Here is a 17,790-nt window from a genome sequence, read left to right on the forward strand (position 1 = left end):
ATGGCGACCACCGGCACCCCCACCAACCTCACCCAGAAGACGACGGGTGGCATCGGCGAGTCCACGCTCCGCCCCGACGGCACCCTCAAGGTCACCGGTGAGTTCGCGTACTCCTCCGACATGTGGCACGAGGACATGCTCTGGGGCCAGATCCTGCGCTCCACGGTCGCGCACGCCGAGATCGTGTCCATCGACACCTCGGAGGCCCTCGCCCAGGCCGGCGTCCACGCCGTGCTCACCTACGAGGACCTGCCGACCGAGGTGAAGAACTACGGGCTGGAGATCCAGGACACCCCGGTCCTGGCCAACGGCGTCGTACGCCACCACGGCGAGCCCGTGGCCGTAGTCGCCGCCGACCACCCGGAGACCGCGCGCCGTGCCGCCGCCAAGATCAAGGTCGAGTACAAGGAGCTGCCCGTCGTCACCGACGAGGTCTCCGCGACCGCCCCGGACGCGCCGCTGCTGCACCCGGGCCGCGACGACCACCACGCCGGTCACGTCCCGCACCCGAACATCGTGCACCGCCAGCCCATCATCCGCGGCGACGCGGACAAGGCCGCCGAGCGGGCCGATGTGATCGTCTCCGGCGAGTACACCTTCGGCATGCAGGACCAGGCGTTCCTGGGTCCGGAATCCGGTCTGGCCGTACCGTCCGAGGACGGCGGCGTCGACCTGTACGTCGCCACCCAGTGGCTCCACTCGGACCTGCGCCAGATCGCGCCCGTCCTCGGCCTGCCGGAGGACAAGGTCCGGATGACGCTGTCCGGCGTCGGCGGCGCGTTCGGCGGCCGCGAGGACCTGTCGATGCAGATCCACGCCTGCCTGCTGGCGCTGCGCACCGGCAAGCCGGTCAAGATCGTCTACAACCGGTTCGAGTCCTTCTTCGGCCATGTCCACCGCCACCCCGCGAAGCTCTGGTACGAGCACGGCGCCACCCGCGACGGCAGGATCACGCACATGAAGTGCCGGATCGTGCTGGACGGCGGCGCCTACGCCTCCGCCTCCCCGGCGGTCGTCGGCAACGCCTCCTCCCTCTCCGTCGGCCCGTACGTCATCGACGACGTCGACATCGAGGCCATCGCCCTCTACACCAACAACCCGCCCTGCGGCGCCATGCGCGGCTTCGGCGCGGTCCAGGCGTGCTTCGCCTACGAGGCGCAGATGGACAAGCTGGCCAAGGCCCTCGACATGGACCCCGTCGAACTGAGGCAGCTCAACGCCATGGAGCAGGGCACGCTGCTGCCGACCGGCCAGCCGGTCGACTCGCCGGCGCCGGTCGCCGAGCTGCTGCGCCGGGTCAAGGCCCGCCCGCTGCCGCCCGAGCGCCAGTGGGAGTCCACCGAGGGCGCGGACGTCCGCGCGCTGCCCGGCGGTCTGTCCAACACCACCCACGGCGAAGGCGTCGTGCGCGGTGTGGGCTACGCGGTCGGCATCAAGAACGTCGGCTTCTCCGAGGGCTTCGACGACTACTCCACCGCCAAGGTCCGCATGGAGGTCGTCGGCGGCGAGCCGGTCGCCACCGTGCACACCGCGATGGCGGAGGTCGGCCAGGGCGGTGTCACCGTCCACGCCCAGATCGCCCGAACGGAGCTGGGCGTCAGCCAGGTCACCATCAGCCCGGCCGACACCCGGGTCGGCTCCGCCGGCTCCACGTCCGCCTCCCGGCAGACGTACGTCACCGGCGGCGCCGTGAAGAACTCCTGCGAGCTGGTCCGCGAGAAGGTCCTCGAGATCGGGCGGCGCAAGTTCGGCACGTACCACCCGGCCTGGGCCACCGCCGAGCTGCTGCTCGAGGGCGGCAAGGTCGTCACCGACGGCGGCGAGGTCCTGGCCGACCTGGTGGACGTGCTGGAGGACGAGGCCGTCGAGATCGAGGCCGAGTGGCGCCACCGCCCGACGGAGGCGTTCGACCTCCGTACGGGCCAGGGCAACGGTCACGTCCAGTACTCGTTCGCCGCCCACCGCGCGGTCGTCGAGGTCGACACCGAGCTGGGGCTCGTGAAGGTGATCGAGTTGTCCTGCGCCCAGGACGTCGGCAAGGCCCTCAACCCGCTGTCCGTCATCGGCCAGATCCAGGGTGGCACCATCCAGGGCCTGGGCGTGGCGGTCATGGAGGAGATCATCGTCGACCCGAAGACCGCGAAGGTCAGGAACCCGTCGTTCACGGACTACCTGATCCCCACGATCCTCGACACGCCGACCATCCCGGTCGACGTGCTCGAACTCGCCGACGACCACGCGCCCTACGGGCTGCGCGGCATCGGCGAGGCCCCGACCCTGTCGTCCACCCCGGCCGTCCTCGCGGCGATCCGGAACGCGACGGGGCTGGAGCTCGACAGGACGCCGGTGCGCCCCGAGCACCTCACCGGCACCTGATCCCCCCACTTCTCCGGGCGGTGCGCGCCATGCCTCCGAGGAACGTCCCGTTCCCTTGCAGGTCCGCGCCGCCAGGAGAGAGCACCACCGCACCACGCAGTACCCGGCACCACCGCACCACCGCAGCGCAAGTCTCGGGCCGTCCCCCGGGTCGTGCAGCCAAGCAGCATCCCAAATCCCGCCATCCCCAATCCCTTCGGCGGGTGCCCCTGTGAACCTTGGGAAGTAGGCACCATGACCCAGCAGTCCACTGAGCCGAGGACGGCGGAGGACGCCGGCGCGAGTAAGCGCCCGCCCGCCGACCGCTCCCGGCTCGACCGGTATTTCCACATTACGAAGAGAGGCTCGACCGTCGGGCGGGAGGTGCGCGGCGGCATCACCACCTTCATGGCGATGGCGTACATCATCCTCCTCAACCCGGTGATCCTCTCGGTGCCCGACGCGGCCGGGAACAGGCTCGACGGTGATCAGCTGACCACCGCGACCGTGTTCGCCGCCGCCGCGACGACCATCGTGATGGGCCTTCTCGGCAATGTGCCGCTCGCCCTGGCCGCGGGCCTCAGCGTCTCCGCCGTCGTGGCCTTCCAGGTCGCGCCCACGATGACCTGGGAAAACGCGATGGGCATGTGCGTCATCTACGGCGCCGTGATCATCCTGCTCGTCGTCACCGGTCTCCGTGAACTGATCATGAACGCGATCCCGCTGGCGTTGAAGCACGCCATCACCATGGGGATCGGCCTGTTCGTCTGTCTCATCGGCCTGGTCCAGGCCGGATTCGTGACCTCCATGCCCGGAGAGGGCGGCATCGCCGGCGCCAAGCCGATCCAGCTCGGCACCAGGGACATGCTGACCGGCTGGCCGGTGCTCTGCTTCGCCGTCACCGTGCTGCTGATCTTCCTGCTCCAGGTCCGCAAGATCCCCGGCGCGATCCTGATCGGCATCGTCGGCGGCACGCTCTTCGCCGCGGTCGTCCACCAGTTCGCCGGCCTCGACAAGGCGGCCTGGGGCGGACTGAACGCGCCCGAGATCACCGGCTCCATCGTCTCCAGCCCGGACTTCGGACTCTTCGGTGCCGTCTCCTTCGACGGGATCGGCAGCGTCGGCGGCATCACCGTCGGAGTCATCGTCTTCACCCTGGTGCTGGCCGGCTTCTTCGACGCCATGGGAACCATCATCGGCATCGGCCAGCAGGCCGACCTGGCCGACGACAAGGGCAAGATGCCCGGCCTCAACCGGGCCCTCGCCATCGACGGCGCGGGCGGTGTGATGGGCGGTGTGGCAGGCGCCTCCGGCCAGACCGTCTTCGTCGAGTCGACCGCGGGCGTCGGTGACGGCGCGCGTACCGGTCTCGCCTCCGTCGTCACCGGCCTCGCGTTCACGCTGTGCCTGTTCTTCACCCCGCTCGCCCAGGTCATCCCGACCCAGGTCGCGGCCGCCGCGCTCGTCGTCATCGGCGCGATGATGATGAGCAACGCCAAGCACATCGACTGGAACGACTCGGCGACTGCCATCCCGGTCTTCCTGACCACCGTGCTGATGCCCTTCACCTACTCGATCACCGCCGGTATCGCGGCCGGAGTCGTCACCCACGTGCTGATCAAGGCGGTCCAGGGCAAGGCGCGCGAGGTGGGCTGGCTGATGTGGGTCCTGTCCGTCGTCTTCCTCGCCTACTTCGCGCTGCACCCGATCGAGGGCTTGCTCGGAGTCAAGTAGCCCCGCCCCGCACGACACCCGAAGGAGACCGACATGCTGGACATCGCCGAAGAGCTGAACCGGTGGGTCGAGCAGGGCCGCAGCTTCGCCGTCGCCACCGTGGTGGCCGTCGGCGGCAGCGCCCCACGGCTGCCGGGCGCCGCGCTCGCCGTCGACAGCGACGGCGCGGCGATCGGCTCGGTCTCCGGAGGGTGCGTGGAGGGCGCCGTCTACGAGCTGTGCCGGCAGGCCCTCGAAGACCGCACCAGCGTCCTGGAGAGCTTCGGCTACAGCGACGAGGACGCCTTCGCCGTGGGCCTGACCTGCGGCGGAGTCATCGACATCCTCGTCACCCCGGTCCATGCCGACGGCCCCGCGAGGGAGGTGTTCGCCGCCGCGCTGGCCGCGGCCTCCCGAGGGGAGGCGGCGGCGGTCGCCAGGATCACGGAGGGGCCCGCCGAACTGGCCGGCCGTGCCCTGCTGGTACGGCCGGGCGGCACGTACGAGGGCGGCCTCGGCGGCCCTCGTGAGCTGGATCGTACGGCGGCCTCCGAGGCCGCGGCCATGCTGGACGCCGGACGCACCGGCACCGTCGTCATCGGCGAGGACGGCTCGCGCTGCGGCCGGCCGCTGACCCTGCTCGTCGAGTCGAGCGTCCCCGCACCACGCATGATCGTCTTCGGTGCCGTCGACTTCGCCGCCGCGCTGGTCCGCGTCGGCAAGTTCCTCGGCCACCACGTCACTGTCTGCGACGCGCGTCCGGTCTTCGCGACCGCGAGCCGTTTCCCGGACGCGGACGAGGTCGTCGTCGAGTGGCCGCACCGCTATCTGGAGTCGACCGAGGTCGACGGCCGCACGGTGCTGTGCGTACTGACCCACGACGCCAAGTTCGACGTGCCGCTGCTGGAACTTGCGCTCAAACTGCCGGTCGCCTACGTGGGCGCGATGGGATCGCGCCGCACCCACGAGGACCGCAACAGGAGGCTGCGGGACGCCGGCGTCACCGAACTCGAACTGGCCCGGCTGCGCTCGCCCATCGGCCTGGACCTCGGCGCCCGCACGCCGGAGGAGACGGCCCTGTCCATCGGCGCCGAGATCGTCGCGCACCGCCGCGGCGGCAGCGGAGTCTCCCTGACCGGCGCGCACACCCCGATCCACCACGACGGCCCGGACGCGCCGGCGGGCCGCATCGGGTCGTCGGTCGCCTAGGGACCGCCGCCCGGAGCTTCCGCCCGCCGTGTGCCGGCCTCGGGCAGCCCTGTCACGCCCACGCCCTGTCACGCCCCGCCACACCCCCGCGGCCATCGGCGCGGGGGTTGCCCATGCCCCGCGGCCGCCGGCCGGTTCCCCAGGCCGCCGTGGCTTCATCCAGACGGGTCGCAACTGCCATGTGTGTTGCGCTGAAGCAGCTGTACCTGCAAGCCAATGTCGCCTATCGTGGCGCATATGCAGTCCTACACCATCGGTCAGGCCGCGCGGCTGCTCGGCGTCAGCGCCGACACCGCGCGACGCTGGGCCGACGCCGGCCGGGTCGCGACCCATCGCGACGACAGCGGCCGGCGTCTCATCGACGGCCGGGACCTGGCCGCGTTCTCCGTCGAGGTCGCCCAGGGCGGTGCCGGCGAGGAAGGCGTCCCGTACACCTCGGCACGCAACGCGTTCCCGGGCATCGTCACCGCCGTCAAGCTCGGCGACGTCGCCGCGCAGGTGGAGATCCAGGCCGGACCGCACCGGCTGGTCTCGCTGCTCACCCGCGAGGCCGTCGAGGAACTGGGGCTGGAGGTCGGCATGCGGGCCACCGCCCGGGTGAAGTCGACCAACGTGCACATCGACCGTGCCTGAGAGGTGTCCGCCCGTGCTCCCCACCCGTACCGGACACCGCCGCGCCGCGGCCGCGGTCCTGGCCGCCGCGCTGCTCGCACCGCTCGCCGCCTGCGACAGCGGCGACGGCAGCGCCGGTGACACCGGTGGCGCAGCCGGCGTCCGGCTGACCGTGCTCGCCGCGTCCTCGCTCACCGACGTCTTCAGGACCGCCGGGGCCGCCTACGAGAAGTCGCACCCCGGCACCGAGGTCGCCTTCTCCTTCGCCGGCTCCCAGGAGCTCGCCGCCCAGGTCCGCCAGGGCGCTCCGGCCGACGCGCTCGTCACCGCCGACACCAGGACCATGGACGGCCTCGCCGCCGACACCGGCGAGGCGGTCGTCATCGCCGGGAACCGGCTGGTGATCGCCACCGAGGAGGGCAATCCGCACCGGATCGACTCGCTCGCGGACCTCGCCGACGACAAGCTCAAGGTCGTCCTCGCCGCACCCCAGGTGCCCGTCGGCCGCTACAGCAGGCAGATCCTCGACGCCCAGGGCGTCGAGGTGCGGCCGGTCTCCCAGGAGCCCAACGTGCGGGCCGTGCTCAGCAAGGTGGAACTGGGCGAGGCGGACGCCGGACTCGTCTACCGCACCGACGCCACCACCGCCGCCGGCACGACCGACGCCGTGGACATCCCCGACGAGCAGAACGCGGTCGCCTCGTACCCGGCCGCACCCCTGAAGGCATCCGGCAACCCCGACGCCGCAGCGGCGTTCGTCACGTGGCTGGGCGGCCCCGAGGCGCAGAAGATCCTGCGGGACGCCGGCTTCCAGCAGCCGTAGCCCCGCGGCCGAGCAGCACAGGAACCCATCGTGAAGCGTCCACGTGACACCGCCCGCCGCGCCCCCCGCCTGCGCTCACCACGTGCGGCGGCGGCCTTCGGCACCCGTACGCCCGCCGTGCTCGCGGTGCCGGCGCTCCTCGCCGTCGCCTTCCTGCTGCTGCCCCTGGCCGGCATCCTCGGCAGGACCGCCTGGACGGACATCGGCACCCACCTGACCACCCCCGGCGTCACCGAGGCGCTGCGCCTCTCTCTGGTCGTCTCCTTCTGGGCACTCGGGCTCTCACTGCTGCTCGGCGTGCCCCTCGCCTGGGTGCTGGCCCGCGCCGACTTCCCCGGCAAGGCCCTCGTACGCTCGCTCGTCCTGCTGCCGATGGTGCTGCCGCCGACCGTCGGAGGCGTGGCGCTGCTGCTCGGCTTCGGGCGGCGCGGGCTGCTCGGGCCCTGGCTGGAGGACGCCTTCGGCGTCACGCTGCCGTTCCACACCTCCGGTGCCGTCGTCGCCGCCACCTTCGTCGCCATGCCGTTCCTGGTCATCAGCCTCGAGGGCGCCCTCGCCGGTCTGCGCCCCGGCTACGAGGAGACGGCGGCCTCCCTCGGCGCCTCGCCGGTACGGGTCTTCTTCACCGTCACCCTGCCGATGGTGCTGCCCGGCCTGGTCGCCGGGGCGGCGCTCACCTGGGCCCGCGCGCTCGGCGAGTTCGGCGCGACCATCACCTTCGCGGGCAACCTGCCGGGCACCACACAGACACTGCCCCTCCAGGTGTATCTGCTGCTCCAGGAGGAACCGGAGGCGGCGACGTCCCTGTCGCTCCTGCTGCTCGCCGTCGCCATGGCGGTGCTGGTCGCCCTGCGCGGCCGCTGGACGGGCGGCGCACCCGTCGTCCGCCGGCCGGCGCCCGTGGCCGAAGAGCCTGCGCACCCCGCCCCGCCCCGTACGGGCCCCGAGCCCGCACCGCCCGCCACGGACGGACGCTGGGCGCTGCACGCCGAGGTCACCGGCTTCGACGAACTGACCCTCGACGCCGCACCGGGTACCACCATCGCGGTCGTCGGCCCCAACGGCGCCGGCAAGACGACCCTGCTGCGCGCACTCCTCGGGCTCACCCCGCGCGCCCACGCCGCTCTCACCCTCGGCGGCGTCGACGTGTCCGCGCTGCCGCCGCACCGCCGCGGCGTCGCCTGGGTCCCCCAGGACGGCGCGCTCTTCCCGCACCTGAGCGCGCTCGGCAACACCGCCTACGGGCTGCGCGCCCGTGGCACGGCGCGCGCCGAGGCCCGCCGCACCGCCGAGCAGTGGCTCGACCGGCTGGGCGTCGGCCATCTCGCCTCCCGCAGGCCCGCCCAGCTCTCCGGCGGCCAGGCGCAGCGCGTCGCCCTCGCCCGCGCCCTGGCCGCCGGGCCACGGCTGCTGCTCCTCGACGAACCGCTCGCCGCGCTCGACCAGACCACCCGCGCGCAGGTGCGCCACACGCTGCGCGGGCATCTCGACGGGTTCGGCGGCGTGTGCCTTGTCGTCACCCACGACCCGGTCGAGGCCGTGTCGCTGGCCGACCGGGTGCTCGTCCTCGACGACGGTCGCGCCGTCCAGGACGCACCGCCCGCGGAGGTCACCCGCCATCCCCGGTCCCCGTGGGTCGCACGGATGCTGGGCCGCAACGCCTGGCCCGGCACGGCGGCGGCCGACGGCGTCGAACTGTCCGGCGGCGGGCGGCTGGTCGTCGCCGACCCGCTGACGCCGGGCGCCGAGGTCCTCGCGATCATCGCCCCGGAGGCCGTCTCCGTGCACCGGGAGCGCCCCGGCGGCAGCCCCCGCAACGTCTGGCCCGGTACCGTACGCGAGCTCACGGCCGTCGGGAGCCGGCTGCGGGTGCTGGTGACCTCCACCGACGCGCCGGATCTCGTCGCGGAGATCACCCCGCAGGCGGCCACCGAACTGGGCCTGTCGGAAGGGGTGTCGGTCTGGACCGGAGTGAAGGCGACCGAGGTCACCGTCGTCAACCCGTAGTGGCGCGGAGCGGCGTCAGTACCGCGCGGCTGCCTCACGGGGACACGGCACACGCTGTGCCGCTGCTCGTGAAACCGTTCACTTCCGCGGGGCCGGGGCGGCGCGGGTGGACCTCGACGACGGGCAGCGGGAGATGTTCGGGCAGCCCGTCGGGGTCCGGATGCCCGACGGGCGGGTGTGGAATCCGCTCGGCACGGTCGTCAAGCGGTTCGAGGACGGTCCCGGCGAGTCGGTCACTGCTTCTGCCGTCTCCTTCCCGGCCGGCCGCCTTGAACAACGGGCGGACGGCGTCCGTACCTGTGGGCGGCCCGCGCGGATCCGCACGGGCCGCCAGCTCGCAGGGGAGGCACGTCTTGGCCGGCAGCGATGTCAGCAACGGCAGCAATGTCACCGCGCTCTTCCGCGCGTCCACCGCGCACAGCCCGTCGTACTTCACGCTGAACCGGGCGGGCGGCGGCGCCGCCGGCGAGATCGTCGACTTCTGCATCCCGTGCAATCCGTACTTCCCCACCCCGGCCATGTTCGACCGGCTCGGCAGCAGGATCAGGGAGATCCTGACCTACTACCCGAGCGACGCGGACACGATCAGCGCCGAGCTCTGCCGGCTGCTCGGCCTCAACCCGCAGACCGTGGCCATGGGCAACGGTTCGACCGAACTCATCACCTGGATCGACCATCTGCTGGTCCGTGAGTCGCTGGCCGTCCCCGTCCCCACCTTCGGCCGCTGGACCGACCAGCCGATGGAGACCGGCAAACGGGTCGACATGCTGCTGCTCCCCGAAGCGCGCGGTTTCGCCCTCGACCCGGCCTCCTTCGTGCAGTTCGTACGGTCCAGAGGCTCGCGTGTCGCGGTCGTCTGCAACCCGAACAACCCCGACGGCGGCCTGCTGCCCAAGCAGCAGGTCCTCTCGCTGCTCGACCAGTTGCAGGACCTCGACCTGGTCGTCGTCGACGAGTCCTTCCTCGAATTCGCCGACGAGGGGCGGGAGACCAGCGTCGCGGCCGAGGCCGTGCTGCGCACCAACGTGATCGTGCTGCGCAGCCTCGGCAAGAACTTCGGTCTGCACGGGGTGCGCTTCGGCTACCTCGTCGCCAACCCCGGCCTCGCCCAGAAGGTGCGGGCCGCGCTGCCGAAGTGGAACCTGAACTCCTTCGCGGAGACAGTGGTGTTCATGCTGAAGGAACACCGACAGGAGTACGCGGAGAGCCTGCTGTGGGTGGGCCGCGACCGCCAGGACATGATCGGGCAACTCTCCCGGCTGCCCGGCCTCACGGTCTATCCGTCCCAGGGCAACTTCGTGTACGTACGCCTCCCGGAAGGGGCCGACGGCTCGATCCTCCGCGACCGGCTGCTCGCCGAACACGGCGTTCTGGTACGGGAGTGCGGCAACAAGATCGGCAGTTCCAGCCGTTTCGTACGGTGCGTGGTCCGTCCCGAGCACGACGTGGTCCGCCTCGTCACCGCGATGGAACACGTGCTGTACGGGGGCCCTGTCCGTACCGCGCCGGCCCCCGCTCCCGCGCCGGAACCGCCGCAGCCGATGCTGGCCCAGGTACCGGCCCCGTCCCCTGTCCGGTCGGCACCCCGATCCCAGCCCCACCCCGTCGCGCAGCCCCACGCCCAGGCACCGCAGCCCGCTCCCATGCTGGCCCACGTCCCGGCCCAGGGCGCCGCCCGGAGCACGGCCCAGCCGCAGCCGCTGCCCCGGGAGAACACTCCACTCGCCCTGGCCCACGAGCCCTCCGCCCAGCAGCCGCTCTCCGCCCGGGGCCTCGCACCCGCCCAAGCCTCCCGCCCCGGTGTCGCGGCCAGGGCGATGGCCGCCGGCTACACCTCGGGCACGGCGGCGGTGGACCGCCTGATCGCCCAGGCGTAGCGCCGGGCCGCCCCTGCAACCTTCGTCCCCGCTCCCGGCACACACCGAAGGGCTGTTTCGCCTCAGTGCAACGACGGAGCGAGGATGCGCGCTCTCAGGTGCCGGTCGGCCGTACGGAGCGGGAGAGACCGGCCCCGCAGGCCGGCGCCCGGGCGCGTCACGGGCCCGGACGCTCACCCGGATGCCCGGCGGACCGTCCTCGGGGCTCTTCACCGGGGTGCTCGCCGGGCCCCTCCGCATGCCCGGCGAGCGGGGTCGGGGACAGCGAGGCGTTCTCCTCACCCGGCTCCAGGAGTGTGTCGGCCGCCCCGACGATCAGCGGGTCCGGCCGACCGATGGCCTTGGTGTCCTTGCTGCCGTAGTCCACCCGCCACAGCAGACTGCGCATCGCCTCCAGACGGCCACGGCGCTTGTCGTTGCTCTTGACCACCGTCCACGGGGAGTGCTCGGTGTCGGTGGCGCGGAACATGTCCACCTTGGCGGCGGTGTACTCGTCCCACAGGTCCAGCGACGCCACGTCCGTGGGGGACAGCTTCCACTGGCGCACCGGATCGACCTGCCGGATCGCGAAGCGGGTGCGCTGCTCCGCACGTGAGACCGAGAACCAGAACTTGACGAGGATGATCCCGTCCTCGACCAGTATCCGCTCGAACTGCGGGCACTGGTGCAGGAACTGGTCGTACTGCGCCTTGGTGCAGAACCCCATGACCCGTTCCACCCCGGCCCGGTTGTACCAGGAGCGGTCGAAGAACACGATCTCGCCCGCGGACGGCAGATGGGCCGCGTAACGCTGGAAGTACCACTGCGTCGCCTCGCGTTCGGTCGGCTTCTCCAGTGCCACCACGCGCGCGCCGCGAGGGTTCAGCCGCTCCGTGAACCGCTGGATGGTGCCGCCCTTCCCCGCCGCGTCGCGTCCCTCGCAGATCACGATGAGCCGCTGACCGGTTTCCTTGACCCAGCGTTGCAGTTTCAGCATCTCGATCTGCAGCACACGCTTCCGCTGCTCGTACTCGGCCCTCGGGACCTTGCGTTCGTACGGGTAGTTCTGCCGCCAGGTCTTGATCGGGCGGCCGTCCTCGTCCAAGAGCACCGGGCGCTCCGGCCGGCGTGCGTCGACCGTCATGCCGTCGAGCAGCTCCTGTCCGTCCTGCGCGCCCCACTCCGTCGCCTCGCTCATACCTGCCACCTGCCCCGTCCGGCCGCCGGTCACGTATCCCTCATGATCCCACCCGGCATCCGCTCCGGTTGCGGACAGAGAATGTCCGCAAGGGTCGGTAGCGTCTTCGCCATGGCCTCGAAGACCACGGCGCATCCCGTTCTCGACACCCGCGCACTGAACCGGGCGACCCTCGCGCGGCAGCTCCTGCTGCGCCGCGTGCCGCGGGCGGAACTGCCCGTCGAGGGCGCGGTCGCGCACCTGCTCGGACTCCAGGCGCAGAACGTGCAGCCGCCCTACTACGCGCTCGCCGCGCGCCTGGCGGACTTCCGCCCCGAAGAACTCGCCACGCTGATGGAGTCCCGGGCGGTCGGGCGGCTCGTGACCATGCGGTCCACCATCCACACCCACACCGCCGACGACTGCATGCGGCTGCGGCCGCTCGTCCAGGCCGCGCGGGACCGGGAACTGGCCCAGTTCAGGCACGGACTGGCCGGCGTGGACCTCCGGAGGCTGGCCGAGGTCGCGCGGGGACTCGTCGAGGAGGAGCCGCGGACCATGAAGGAGCTGCGGGAGGCGCTCGCCGGGCACTGGCCGGACGCCGACCCCTTCTCGCTGTCCGTGGCCGCCCGCTGCTCCCTGCCGCTGGTGCAGGTCACGCCGCGGGGCGTGTGGGGCAGGAGCGGCCAGGTCCGGCTCACCACCGCGGAGACCTGGTTCGGCCGCCCCGCCGAACCCGCCCCGGCGGCCGACGACACCGTGCGGCGCTACCTCGCAGCCTTCGGCCCCGCCTCCGTCAAGGACTTCCAGACCTGCTCCGGGCTGACCCGGACGCGCGAGGTCTTCGAACGGCTGCGGCCGGGGCTGGCCGTCTTCCGGGACGAGCGGGGCGTGGAACTCTTCGACCTCCCGGAAGCGCCCCGCCCCGACGCGGACGTCCCGGCGCCGGCGCGTCTCCTGCCCGAGTTCGACAATCTGCTGCTCTCGCACGCGGACCGCAGCCGGGTGGTGTCCGCCGAACACAAGGCGCTCACCTGGAAGGGCAACCAGGCGTACCGCACGTTCCTCCTGGACGGGTTCCTCGCCGGGATCTGGCGCGTGGCGGAGAGCGCGGAGACGGCGACGCTGACGTTGGAGCCGTTCGGCCCGCTCACGAGGGGGAGGCGGGCGGAGCTGGCGGAGGAGGCGGGGCGGACACTGGCCCGTATGCGGCCGGGACTGACGCCGGAGGTCCGCTTCGGCGCGGTCCGCGACGCGGCGTAGCCGCCCCTCCCCGCACCGGACCGCGGACCCCTGTACCGCGCTCCGCGCGGCGCGAGGGTCCGGGGGCGGGCTCCGGGTGCGGGAAGGGGCGGGCAGGGGAGCAAGCCGGCGCGCAGCGGCCGTCACGGCAGCAGGCCCGCACGTCGCGCCGACACCACCGCCTCCAGCCGCGTCCGCGCCCCCAGCTTCCGCATCGCCGACCGCAGGGACACATGACAGCCATACCCAGGACCCCTGGGCTTCCCGATCCTACGAATGACCGGAACGAACCCACGAAGAAAGGTATGGACACATGACGTCTGGCAGCGCCACGGAGAGGTTCCGGGCGGCCCGGGACTTCCTGCTGCAGCACCGGGAGGACTACCGACGCGCCTACGAGGGCTTCGAGTGGCCCCGGTTCGAGCACTTCAACTGGGCGCTCGACTGGTTCGACGTCATCGCCGACGGCAACGACGCGACCGCCCTGCGGATCGTCGAGGAGGACGGAGACAGCACACGGGTCTCGTTCGCCGAGATGTCCGTACGGTCGGACCGGGCGGCGAACTGGCTGCGCGCGCAGGGCGTGCGGGCCGGGGACCGGGTTCTCGTCATGCTGGGCAACCAGGTCGAGCTGTGGGAGACCGCGCTCGCCGCGATGAAGCTGCGCGCCGTGATGATTCCGGCGACCCCGCTCCTGGGTCCTGCCGATCTGCGCGACCGTATCGAGCGCGGCCGGGTGCGGCACGTCCTCGTACGGGCAGAGGACACCGGAAAGTTCGACGACGTCCCCGGCGGCTGGACCCGGATCGCGGTCGGCGGCGAGCGCGCCGGCTGGCTGTCGTACGGGGAGGCGCACGCGAGCCCCCGCACCTTCGAGCCCGACGGCCCGACCCGCGCCGACGAGACGCTGATGCTGTACTTCACCTCCGGCACGACCGCGCGGCCGAAGCTCGTCGAGCACACCCATGTGTCGTACCCGGTCGGCCACCTCGCGACCATGTACTGGATCGGACTGATGCCCGGTGACGTGCATCTGAACATCTCGTCGCCCGGCTGGGCCAAGCACGCCTGGTCCAACCTCTTCGCGCCGTGGAACGCCGAGGCGACGGTCTTCATCCACAACTACACCCGGTTCGACGCGAGCCGGCTGATGGCCGAGATGGACCGTGAGGGGATCACCGGCTTCTGCGCTCCGCCGACGGTCTGGCGGATGCTGATCCAGGCCGATCTGAGCCGGCTCCAACGGCCCCCGCGGGAGGTCGTCGCCGCCGGTGAGCCGCTCAACCCCGAGGTCATCGAGACCGTGCGGCGTGAGTGGGGCGTGACCGTCAGGGACGGCTTCGGTCAGACGGAGACGGCGGTCCAGGTTTCCAACAGCCCCGGCCAGCGACTCAAGGCGGGATCGATGGGCCGCCCCGGTCCCGGCTACCGCGTCGAGCTGCTCGATCCGGTCACCGGCGAACCGGGCGCGGCCGAAGGGGAGATCGCGCTGGACCTCTCGGTCCGTCCGGTGGGTCTGATGACCGGCTACCACGGGGACGAGGAGCGCACCGCCGAGGCGATGGCCGGCGGCTTCTACCGCACCGGCGACATCGGTGCCCGCGACGACGACGGGTACATCACGTACGTGGGCCGCAGCGACGACGTCTTCAAGGCCAGTGACTACAAGATCAGCCCGTTCGAGCTGGAGAGCGCGCTGCTGGAGCACGAGGCGGTCGCGGAGGCCGCGGTCGTCCCCGCCCCCGACCCGCTGCGGCTCGCCGTGCCCAAGGCGTACGTCGTCCTGGCCGACGGGTGGGAGCCGGGGCCGGACACGGCGAAGCTGCTCTTCGGGCACTCGCGCGCCGTCCTCGCCCCGTACAAGCGCATCCGCCGGCTGGAGTTCGCCGAGCTGCCGAAGACCGTGTCCGGGAAGATCCGCCGGATCGAGCTGCGCGAACGTACGGCCGAGGGCTCGGCCGCCGAGTACACGGAGGAGGGCCTGCGATGACACCTGCGACGACACTCTCGTACGCGCACGGCACGAGCGGCACGGAGTTGCTCGGCGACACCATCGGCGCCGACCTCAGGCGCACCGCGGCCGCCCACGCGGACCGCGAAGCCCTGGTCGACGTCGCGGCAGGCACCCGCTGGACGTGCGCGGGACTCGACGCGGCCGTCGACCAGCCGGCGCGCGGCCTGCTCGGCTCCGGGGTGGCCGCGGGAGACGGCGTCGGGATCTGGGCGGTGAGCCGTGCACCCGCGGATACAGCGTGATGCTCGGCTACTGGGACCAACCGGAGAGGACGGCGGCAAGGTCCGCACGGTGGAGCTGCGGGGGCGGTACGGGACACGCTGGCGGGCGGGCTCCGAAGCGCCGGGCCCGGCCCGCCCGGTCAGAGCTCGCGCCGCATGCACACCCGCGGCCATCGGTCGAGGCCGTGGCGCGCCTCCGCACGCCGGATCCCGCGGAGTCCGGGGGTCAGTTCGCTCTCCGCGAGGACATGGAAGCCCAGCCGGGCGTAGTAGGGGGCGTTCCACGGCACCTCGCTGAACGTGGTCAGCGTCAGAGCCGTCAGACCCTCCGCCGGAGCACGCTGCGCGAGATGGCCGATCAGTGCGCGGCCCACGCCCCGACGGGCGGCGCACGGGTGGACCGAGACCTGTTCGACGTGGGCCGCGCCGTCGACGGCGTCGCAGATCAGGTAGGCGGCGATCCGGGCCGCATCGTCGGTCGCGACCCATGCGTGGCCGTCGCGGCGGTGGCGGTCCAGCTCCGCGAGGGACGGCGGCTCGTCGTCCGCGATCGCCGCCATGCCCAGGGCCCGGAACGGTTCTCCGGCCGCCCGTTCGATGTCCTGGAGCAGGGGGAGTTCGGCTTCCTCGGCCGGTCTGATCCGCATGGTCCGAGTATGGCCGTACCGGGCTCCGCCCCGGCGGCCGGTTCAGGTGTCCGCACCGCCGAAGGTGCCGAAGCCGCCGCCGGAGGCGCGTTCATCGATCGGGAAGCCGCGGTCCTTGCGGCCGGCCCGAAGCAGGCCGCTGCCCCGGGCGAAGTGGGGGAGATGCAGGGCCAGGGCCCGGTCACCGTGCAGGGCCACGGACATCACGACGCGCGGGCCGACGGTCCGGTGGTCTTCCAGTGGGTGGGTCTCGTACAGCGTGGCGAGCAGGCGCCGGCCTGCCCGTGTCCGCCGCGGTACGAACCACAGAACCGCCGCGGCGGCGACCGGGACAGCGGAGGCCGCGACCTGCGCCGCGGTCACCGGGGCCGCCACGTACCCCACCGCGATCGTCACCGGCACGGCGTACAGCAGTGTGCGCGCGGTGCGCCAGCGGAAGGGCGTGCGCAGCAGGCCCGACCTCGCGCAGCGGTCGTGCAGCGCGGCCAGCGCCCTGCGGACCCGTGGCACGGTGGTCAGCGTCCGCGGGGCGGCGGGGCGGCGCAGCGTGGTGTGGACGGCGAGCTGGAGCGGCTCACGGATCGCGGTGGCCCAGCCGTTGGTCCGTACGGTCCCCGGCCGCCCGTCGGTGACGACGCCGTGCTGCTGAAGGGCGACGAGGGCGACCGTCACGGCGGCCTCGGGGCCACCGCGCAGCAGGGCGACGGTCTGTGCGTCCGGGGTGTCGCCCGGAGCCGGCTCCCGGGACCGCAGCAGCAGCGCGGCGGCGACGAGCCAGACCGCGCAGATGCCGATGAACCACCACATGCCGAGGGGCATCGCGCCCACCTCTCCCGAGCCGTTCGTACGGCTGTGCCGGGATTGTTCCCGTCCGTACCGTGGTCCGAAGCCTGGGGCGACGGCTTCTGAGCATCTTTTGAGGTACGGGGCTCTTCGCGGGGGCGAGGGCCGGGCGAGGCGAGGGCGGGCCGGGGTGAGCGGGTGACGGTTACGCGCCGGTCGCGATCAGGTCGTCCGCGGCGGCGTTGACCGGCTGAGGGCTGCCCGTGAGGTCCATGACGAAGAGCGGGACGCCGAGCTGGTCCGCGCGGGCGCGGGCGTCGTCCGCGTAGCCCGCGAGGGAGAAGAAGACGCTCACGGCCGAGGAGGACAGGCCGTTCAGCCACAGGCACTCGACGGCGCGCAGCGTCGACGGTCTGGTGGTGGGGTCGACCTGGGCGACCACCTTCGGGCCCCTCAGGTCGATGCCGGACACCGGTCGCACCTCCGGCTGGAGCACCTCGCGGAAGCCGAGCCACCTCAGGTAGAGCGCGGCCGCGGTGACCGCGTCCCGGGCGGTGCGGATCGTCACCGGCCGGAAGGTGGGCCGGGAGGCGACGGCGGTGCGCGGCAGCGGCCGGTGCGAGGGGGGCCGGACCGCCGGCCGGGTCTCGCCGGAGGCCGGGGGGGCCGGTGAGCTGACCGGCCGGACCGGGATGCGCAGCACCGTGCCGCAGGGGCAGCCCAGCTCGGGCTGGGGCCACTGGCCATGCCGTTCGCATGCGGGGCAGCGGACGGTGACCCAGTCGTCCGTCCAGGTCCGGTGGGAGATCGGCTCCGGCCGGGCGGCGCGTAGCAGGGGTGGCGCGATCGGGGCGCCGCACGCGCACGGGTAGACGGGCGGCGCGTAGAGATGGTCGCGGCGGCAGAGCGGGCAGCGCACCGGCATGCTCTCGGTCATCGCGGCCCCCCTCTGTCCGTGTCGGCCGTCTCCATCGTCCATCACGTGCGCCGAGTTTGCGAGGTACTTCGGCCAGTCCGTCGTTGTGGACGTCTCTTGACGTGCCTCCGGCCGCGTCCTACATTGCTTCCGTATAGCAAAACTGAACTTCCACAATACGGAATAGATGCTCTCAGGTGGCGCGACAGAGCCCG

Annotated in this window: 13 protein-coding genes and 2 pseudogenes; 10 read left to right on the top strand and 5 right to left on the bottom strand. The window is 72.5% G+C overall.

What is annotated here, in order from left to right:
* From AB0903_RS06765 to AB0903_RS06795, 7 genes are all read left to right on the top strand, one after another.
* Complete coding sequence (locus tag AB0903_RS06765) at positions 1 to 2,376, top strand: molybdopterin cofactor-binding domain-containing protein (protein ID WP_366699683.1); 2,376 nt, start codon at positions 1 to 3, stop codon at positions 2,374 to 2,376.
* 234 nt (positions 2,377 to 2,610) lie between these two features.
* The gene (locus AB0903_RS06770) at positions 2,611 to 4,089 is read left to right on the top strand and encodes an NCS2 family permease (RefSeq protein ID WP_366699685.1); all 1,479 of its coding nucleotides are present in this window, start codon (positions 2,611 to 2,613) and stop codon (positions 4,087 to 4,089) included.
* A 33-nt stretch (positions 4,090 to 4,122) separates the two neighbouring features.
* Entirely contained in the window at positions 4,123 to 5,277 is a 1,155-nt protein-coding gene (locus AB0903_RS06775) for an XdhC/CoxI family protein (protein WP_366699687.1), read from the top strand.
* A 237-nt stretch (positions 5,278 to 5,514) separates the two neighbouring features.
* Positions 5,515 to 5,910 carry a helix-turn-helix transcriptional regulator gene (locus tag AB0903_RS06780; RefSeq protein WP_366699689.1) on the top strand — a complete coding sequence of 132 codons (396 nt, stop codon included), beginning with the start codon at positions 5,515 to 5,517 and terminating at the stop codon, positions 5,908 to 5,910.
* Between the two features lie 13 nt (positions 5,911 to 5,923).
* On the top strand, positions 5,924 to 6,712 hold the full coding sequence (gene modA, locus AB0903_RS06785; RefSeq protein ID WP_366699691.1) for a molybdate ABC transporter substrate-binding protein: 789 nt from the start codon (positions 5,924 to 5,926) through the stop codon (positions 6,710 to 6,712).
* 69 nt (positions 6,713 to 6,781) lie between these two features.
* On the top strand, positions 6,782 to 8,719 hold the full coding sequence (locus tag AB0903_RS06790) for an ABC transporter permease (RefSeq protein ID WP_366699898.1): 1,938 nt from the start codon (positions 6,782 to 6,784) through the stop codon (positions 8,717 to 8,719).
* A 353-nt stretch (positions 8,720 to 9,072) separates the two neighbouring features.
* The gene (locus AB0903_RS06795; protein ID WP_366699693.1) at positions 9,073 to 10,596 is read left to right on the top strand and encodes an aminotransferase class I/II-fold pyridoxal phosphate-dependent enzyme; all 1,524 of its coding nucleotides are present in this window, start codon (positions 9,073 to 9,075) and stop codon (positions 10,594 to 10,596) included.
* Positions 10,597 to 10,753: 157 nt separating this feature from the next.
* Here AB0903_RS06795 and ppk2 read toward each other — a convergent pair whose 3' ends face one another.
* On the bottom strand, positions 10,754 to 11,773 hold the full coding sequence (gene ppk2, locus AB0903_RS06800) for a polyphosphate kinase 2 (RefSeq protein ID WP_366699695.1): 1,020 nt from the start codon (positions 11,771 to 11,773) through the stop codon (positions 10,754 to 10,756).
* A 111-nt stretch (positions 11,774 to 11,884) separates the two neighbouring features.
* Here ppk2 and AB0903_RS06805 point away from each other — a divergent pair, with 111 nt between their 5' ends.
* Positions 11,885 to 13,015: a winged helix DNA-binding domain-containing protein gene (locus AB0903_RS06805; RefSeq protein WP_366699697.1), complete on the top strand. Its 1,131-nt coding sequence runs from the start codon at positions 11,885 to 11,887 to the stop codon at positions 13,013 to 13,015.
* Positions 13,016 to 13,137: 122 nt separating this feature from the next.
* On the opposite strand, the pseudogene AB0903_RS06810 reads toward AB0903_RS06805, so the two are convergent.
* Positions 13,138 to 13,221, bottom strand: a pseudogene (locus tag AB0903_RS06810) (helix-turn-helix transcriptional regulator); the annotation flags it as partial.
* Between the two features lie 86 nt (positions 13,222 to 13,307).
* Between AB0903_RS06810 and AB0903_RS06815 the strand changes: the two are divergent.
* Both AB0903_RS06815 and AB0903_RS06820 read left to right on the top strand, forming a co-directional pair.
* Entirely contained in the window at positions 13,308 to 14,984 is a 1,677-nt protein-coding gene (locus tag AB0903_RS06815; protein ID WP_366699699.1) for an AMP-binding protein, read from the top strand.
* Positions 14,981 to 15,226, top strand: a pseudogene (locus AB0903_RS06820) (AMP-binding protein); the annotation flags it as partial. The gene AB0903_RS06815 and the pseudogene AB0903_RS06820, both read left to right, overlap by 4 nt.
* Positions 15,227 to 15,369: 143 nt before the next feature.
* On the opposite strand, the gene AB0903_RS06825 reads toward AB0903_RS06820, so the two are convergent.
* From AB0903_RS06825 to AB0903_RS06835, 3 genes are all read right to left on the bottom strand, one after another.
* Positions 15,370 to 15,876, bottom strand: a complete 507-nt coding sequence (locus AB0903_RS06825) for a GNAT family N-acetyltransferase (protein ID WP_366699701.1) — start codon at positions 15,874 to 15,876, stop codon at positions 15,370 to 15,372.
* Between the two features lie 42 nt (positions 15,877 to 15,918).
* Complete coding sequence (locus tag AB0903_RS06830) at positions 15,919 to 16,695, bottom strand: TIGR04222 domain-containing membrane protein (protein WP_366699703.1); 777 nt, start codon at positions 16,693 to 16,695, stop codon at positions 15,919 to 15,921.
* Between the two features lie 169 nt (positions 16,696 to 16,864).
* Complete coding sequence (locus AB0903_RS06835; protein ID WP_366699705.1) at positions 16,865 to 17,596, bottom strand: hypothetical protein; 732 nt, start codon at positions 17,594 to 17,596, stop codon at positions 16,865 to 16,867.
* Positions 17,597 to 17,790 lie beyond the last annotated feature (194 nt).

The organism is Streptomyces sp. NPDC048389 (assembly GCF_040706335.1).
Taxonomy (GTDB): Bacteria; Actinomycetota; Actinomycetes; order Streptomycetales; family Streptomycetaceae; genus Streptomyces.

Bases quoted from the DNA above. Each gene is read 5' to 3' on its own strand.
- AB0903_RS06770 (WP_366699685.1), top strand. From the start codon at position 2,611: ATGACCCAGCAGTCCACTGAGCCGAGGACGGCGGAGGACGCCGGCGCG.
- AB0903_RS06780 (WP_366699689.1), top strand. From the start codon at position 5,515: ATGCAGTCCTACACCATCGGTCAGGCCGCGCGGCTGCTCGGCGTCAGC.
- AB0903_RS06815 (WP_366699699.1), top strand. From the start codon at position 13,308: ATGACGTCTGGCAGCGCCACGGAGAGGTTCCGGGCGGCCCGGGACTTC.
- AB0903_RS06765 (WP_366699683.1), top strand. From the start codon at position 1: ATGGCGACCACCGGCACCCCCACCAACCTCACCCAGAAGACGACGGGT.
- AB0903_RS06775 (WP_366699687.1), top strand. From the start codon at position 4,123: ATGCTGGACATCGCCGAAGAGCTGAACCGGTGGGTCGAGCAGGGCCGC.
- AB0903_RS06825 (WP_366699701.1), bottom strand. From the start codon at position 15,876: ATGCGGATCAGACCGGCCGAGGAAGCCGAACTCCCCCTGCTCCAGGAC.
- AB0903_RS06835 (WP_366699705.1), bottom strand. From the start codon at position 17,596: ATGACCGAGAGCATGCCGGTGCGCTGCCCGCTCTGCCGCCGCGACCAT.
- AB0903_RS06805 (WP_366699697.1), top strand. From the start codon at position 11,885: ATGGCCTCGAAGACCACGGCGCATCCCGTTCTCGACACCCGCGCACTG.
- ppk2 (WP_366699695.1), bottom strand. From the start codon at position 11,773: ATGAGCGAGGCGACGGAGTGGGGCGCGCAGGACGGACAGGAGCTGCTC.
- AB0903_RS06830 (WP_366699703.1), bottom strand. From the start codon at position 16,695: ATGCCCCTCGGCATGTGGTGGTTCATCGGCATCTGCGCGGTCTGGCTC.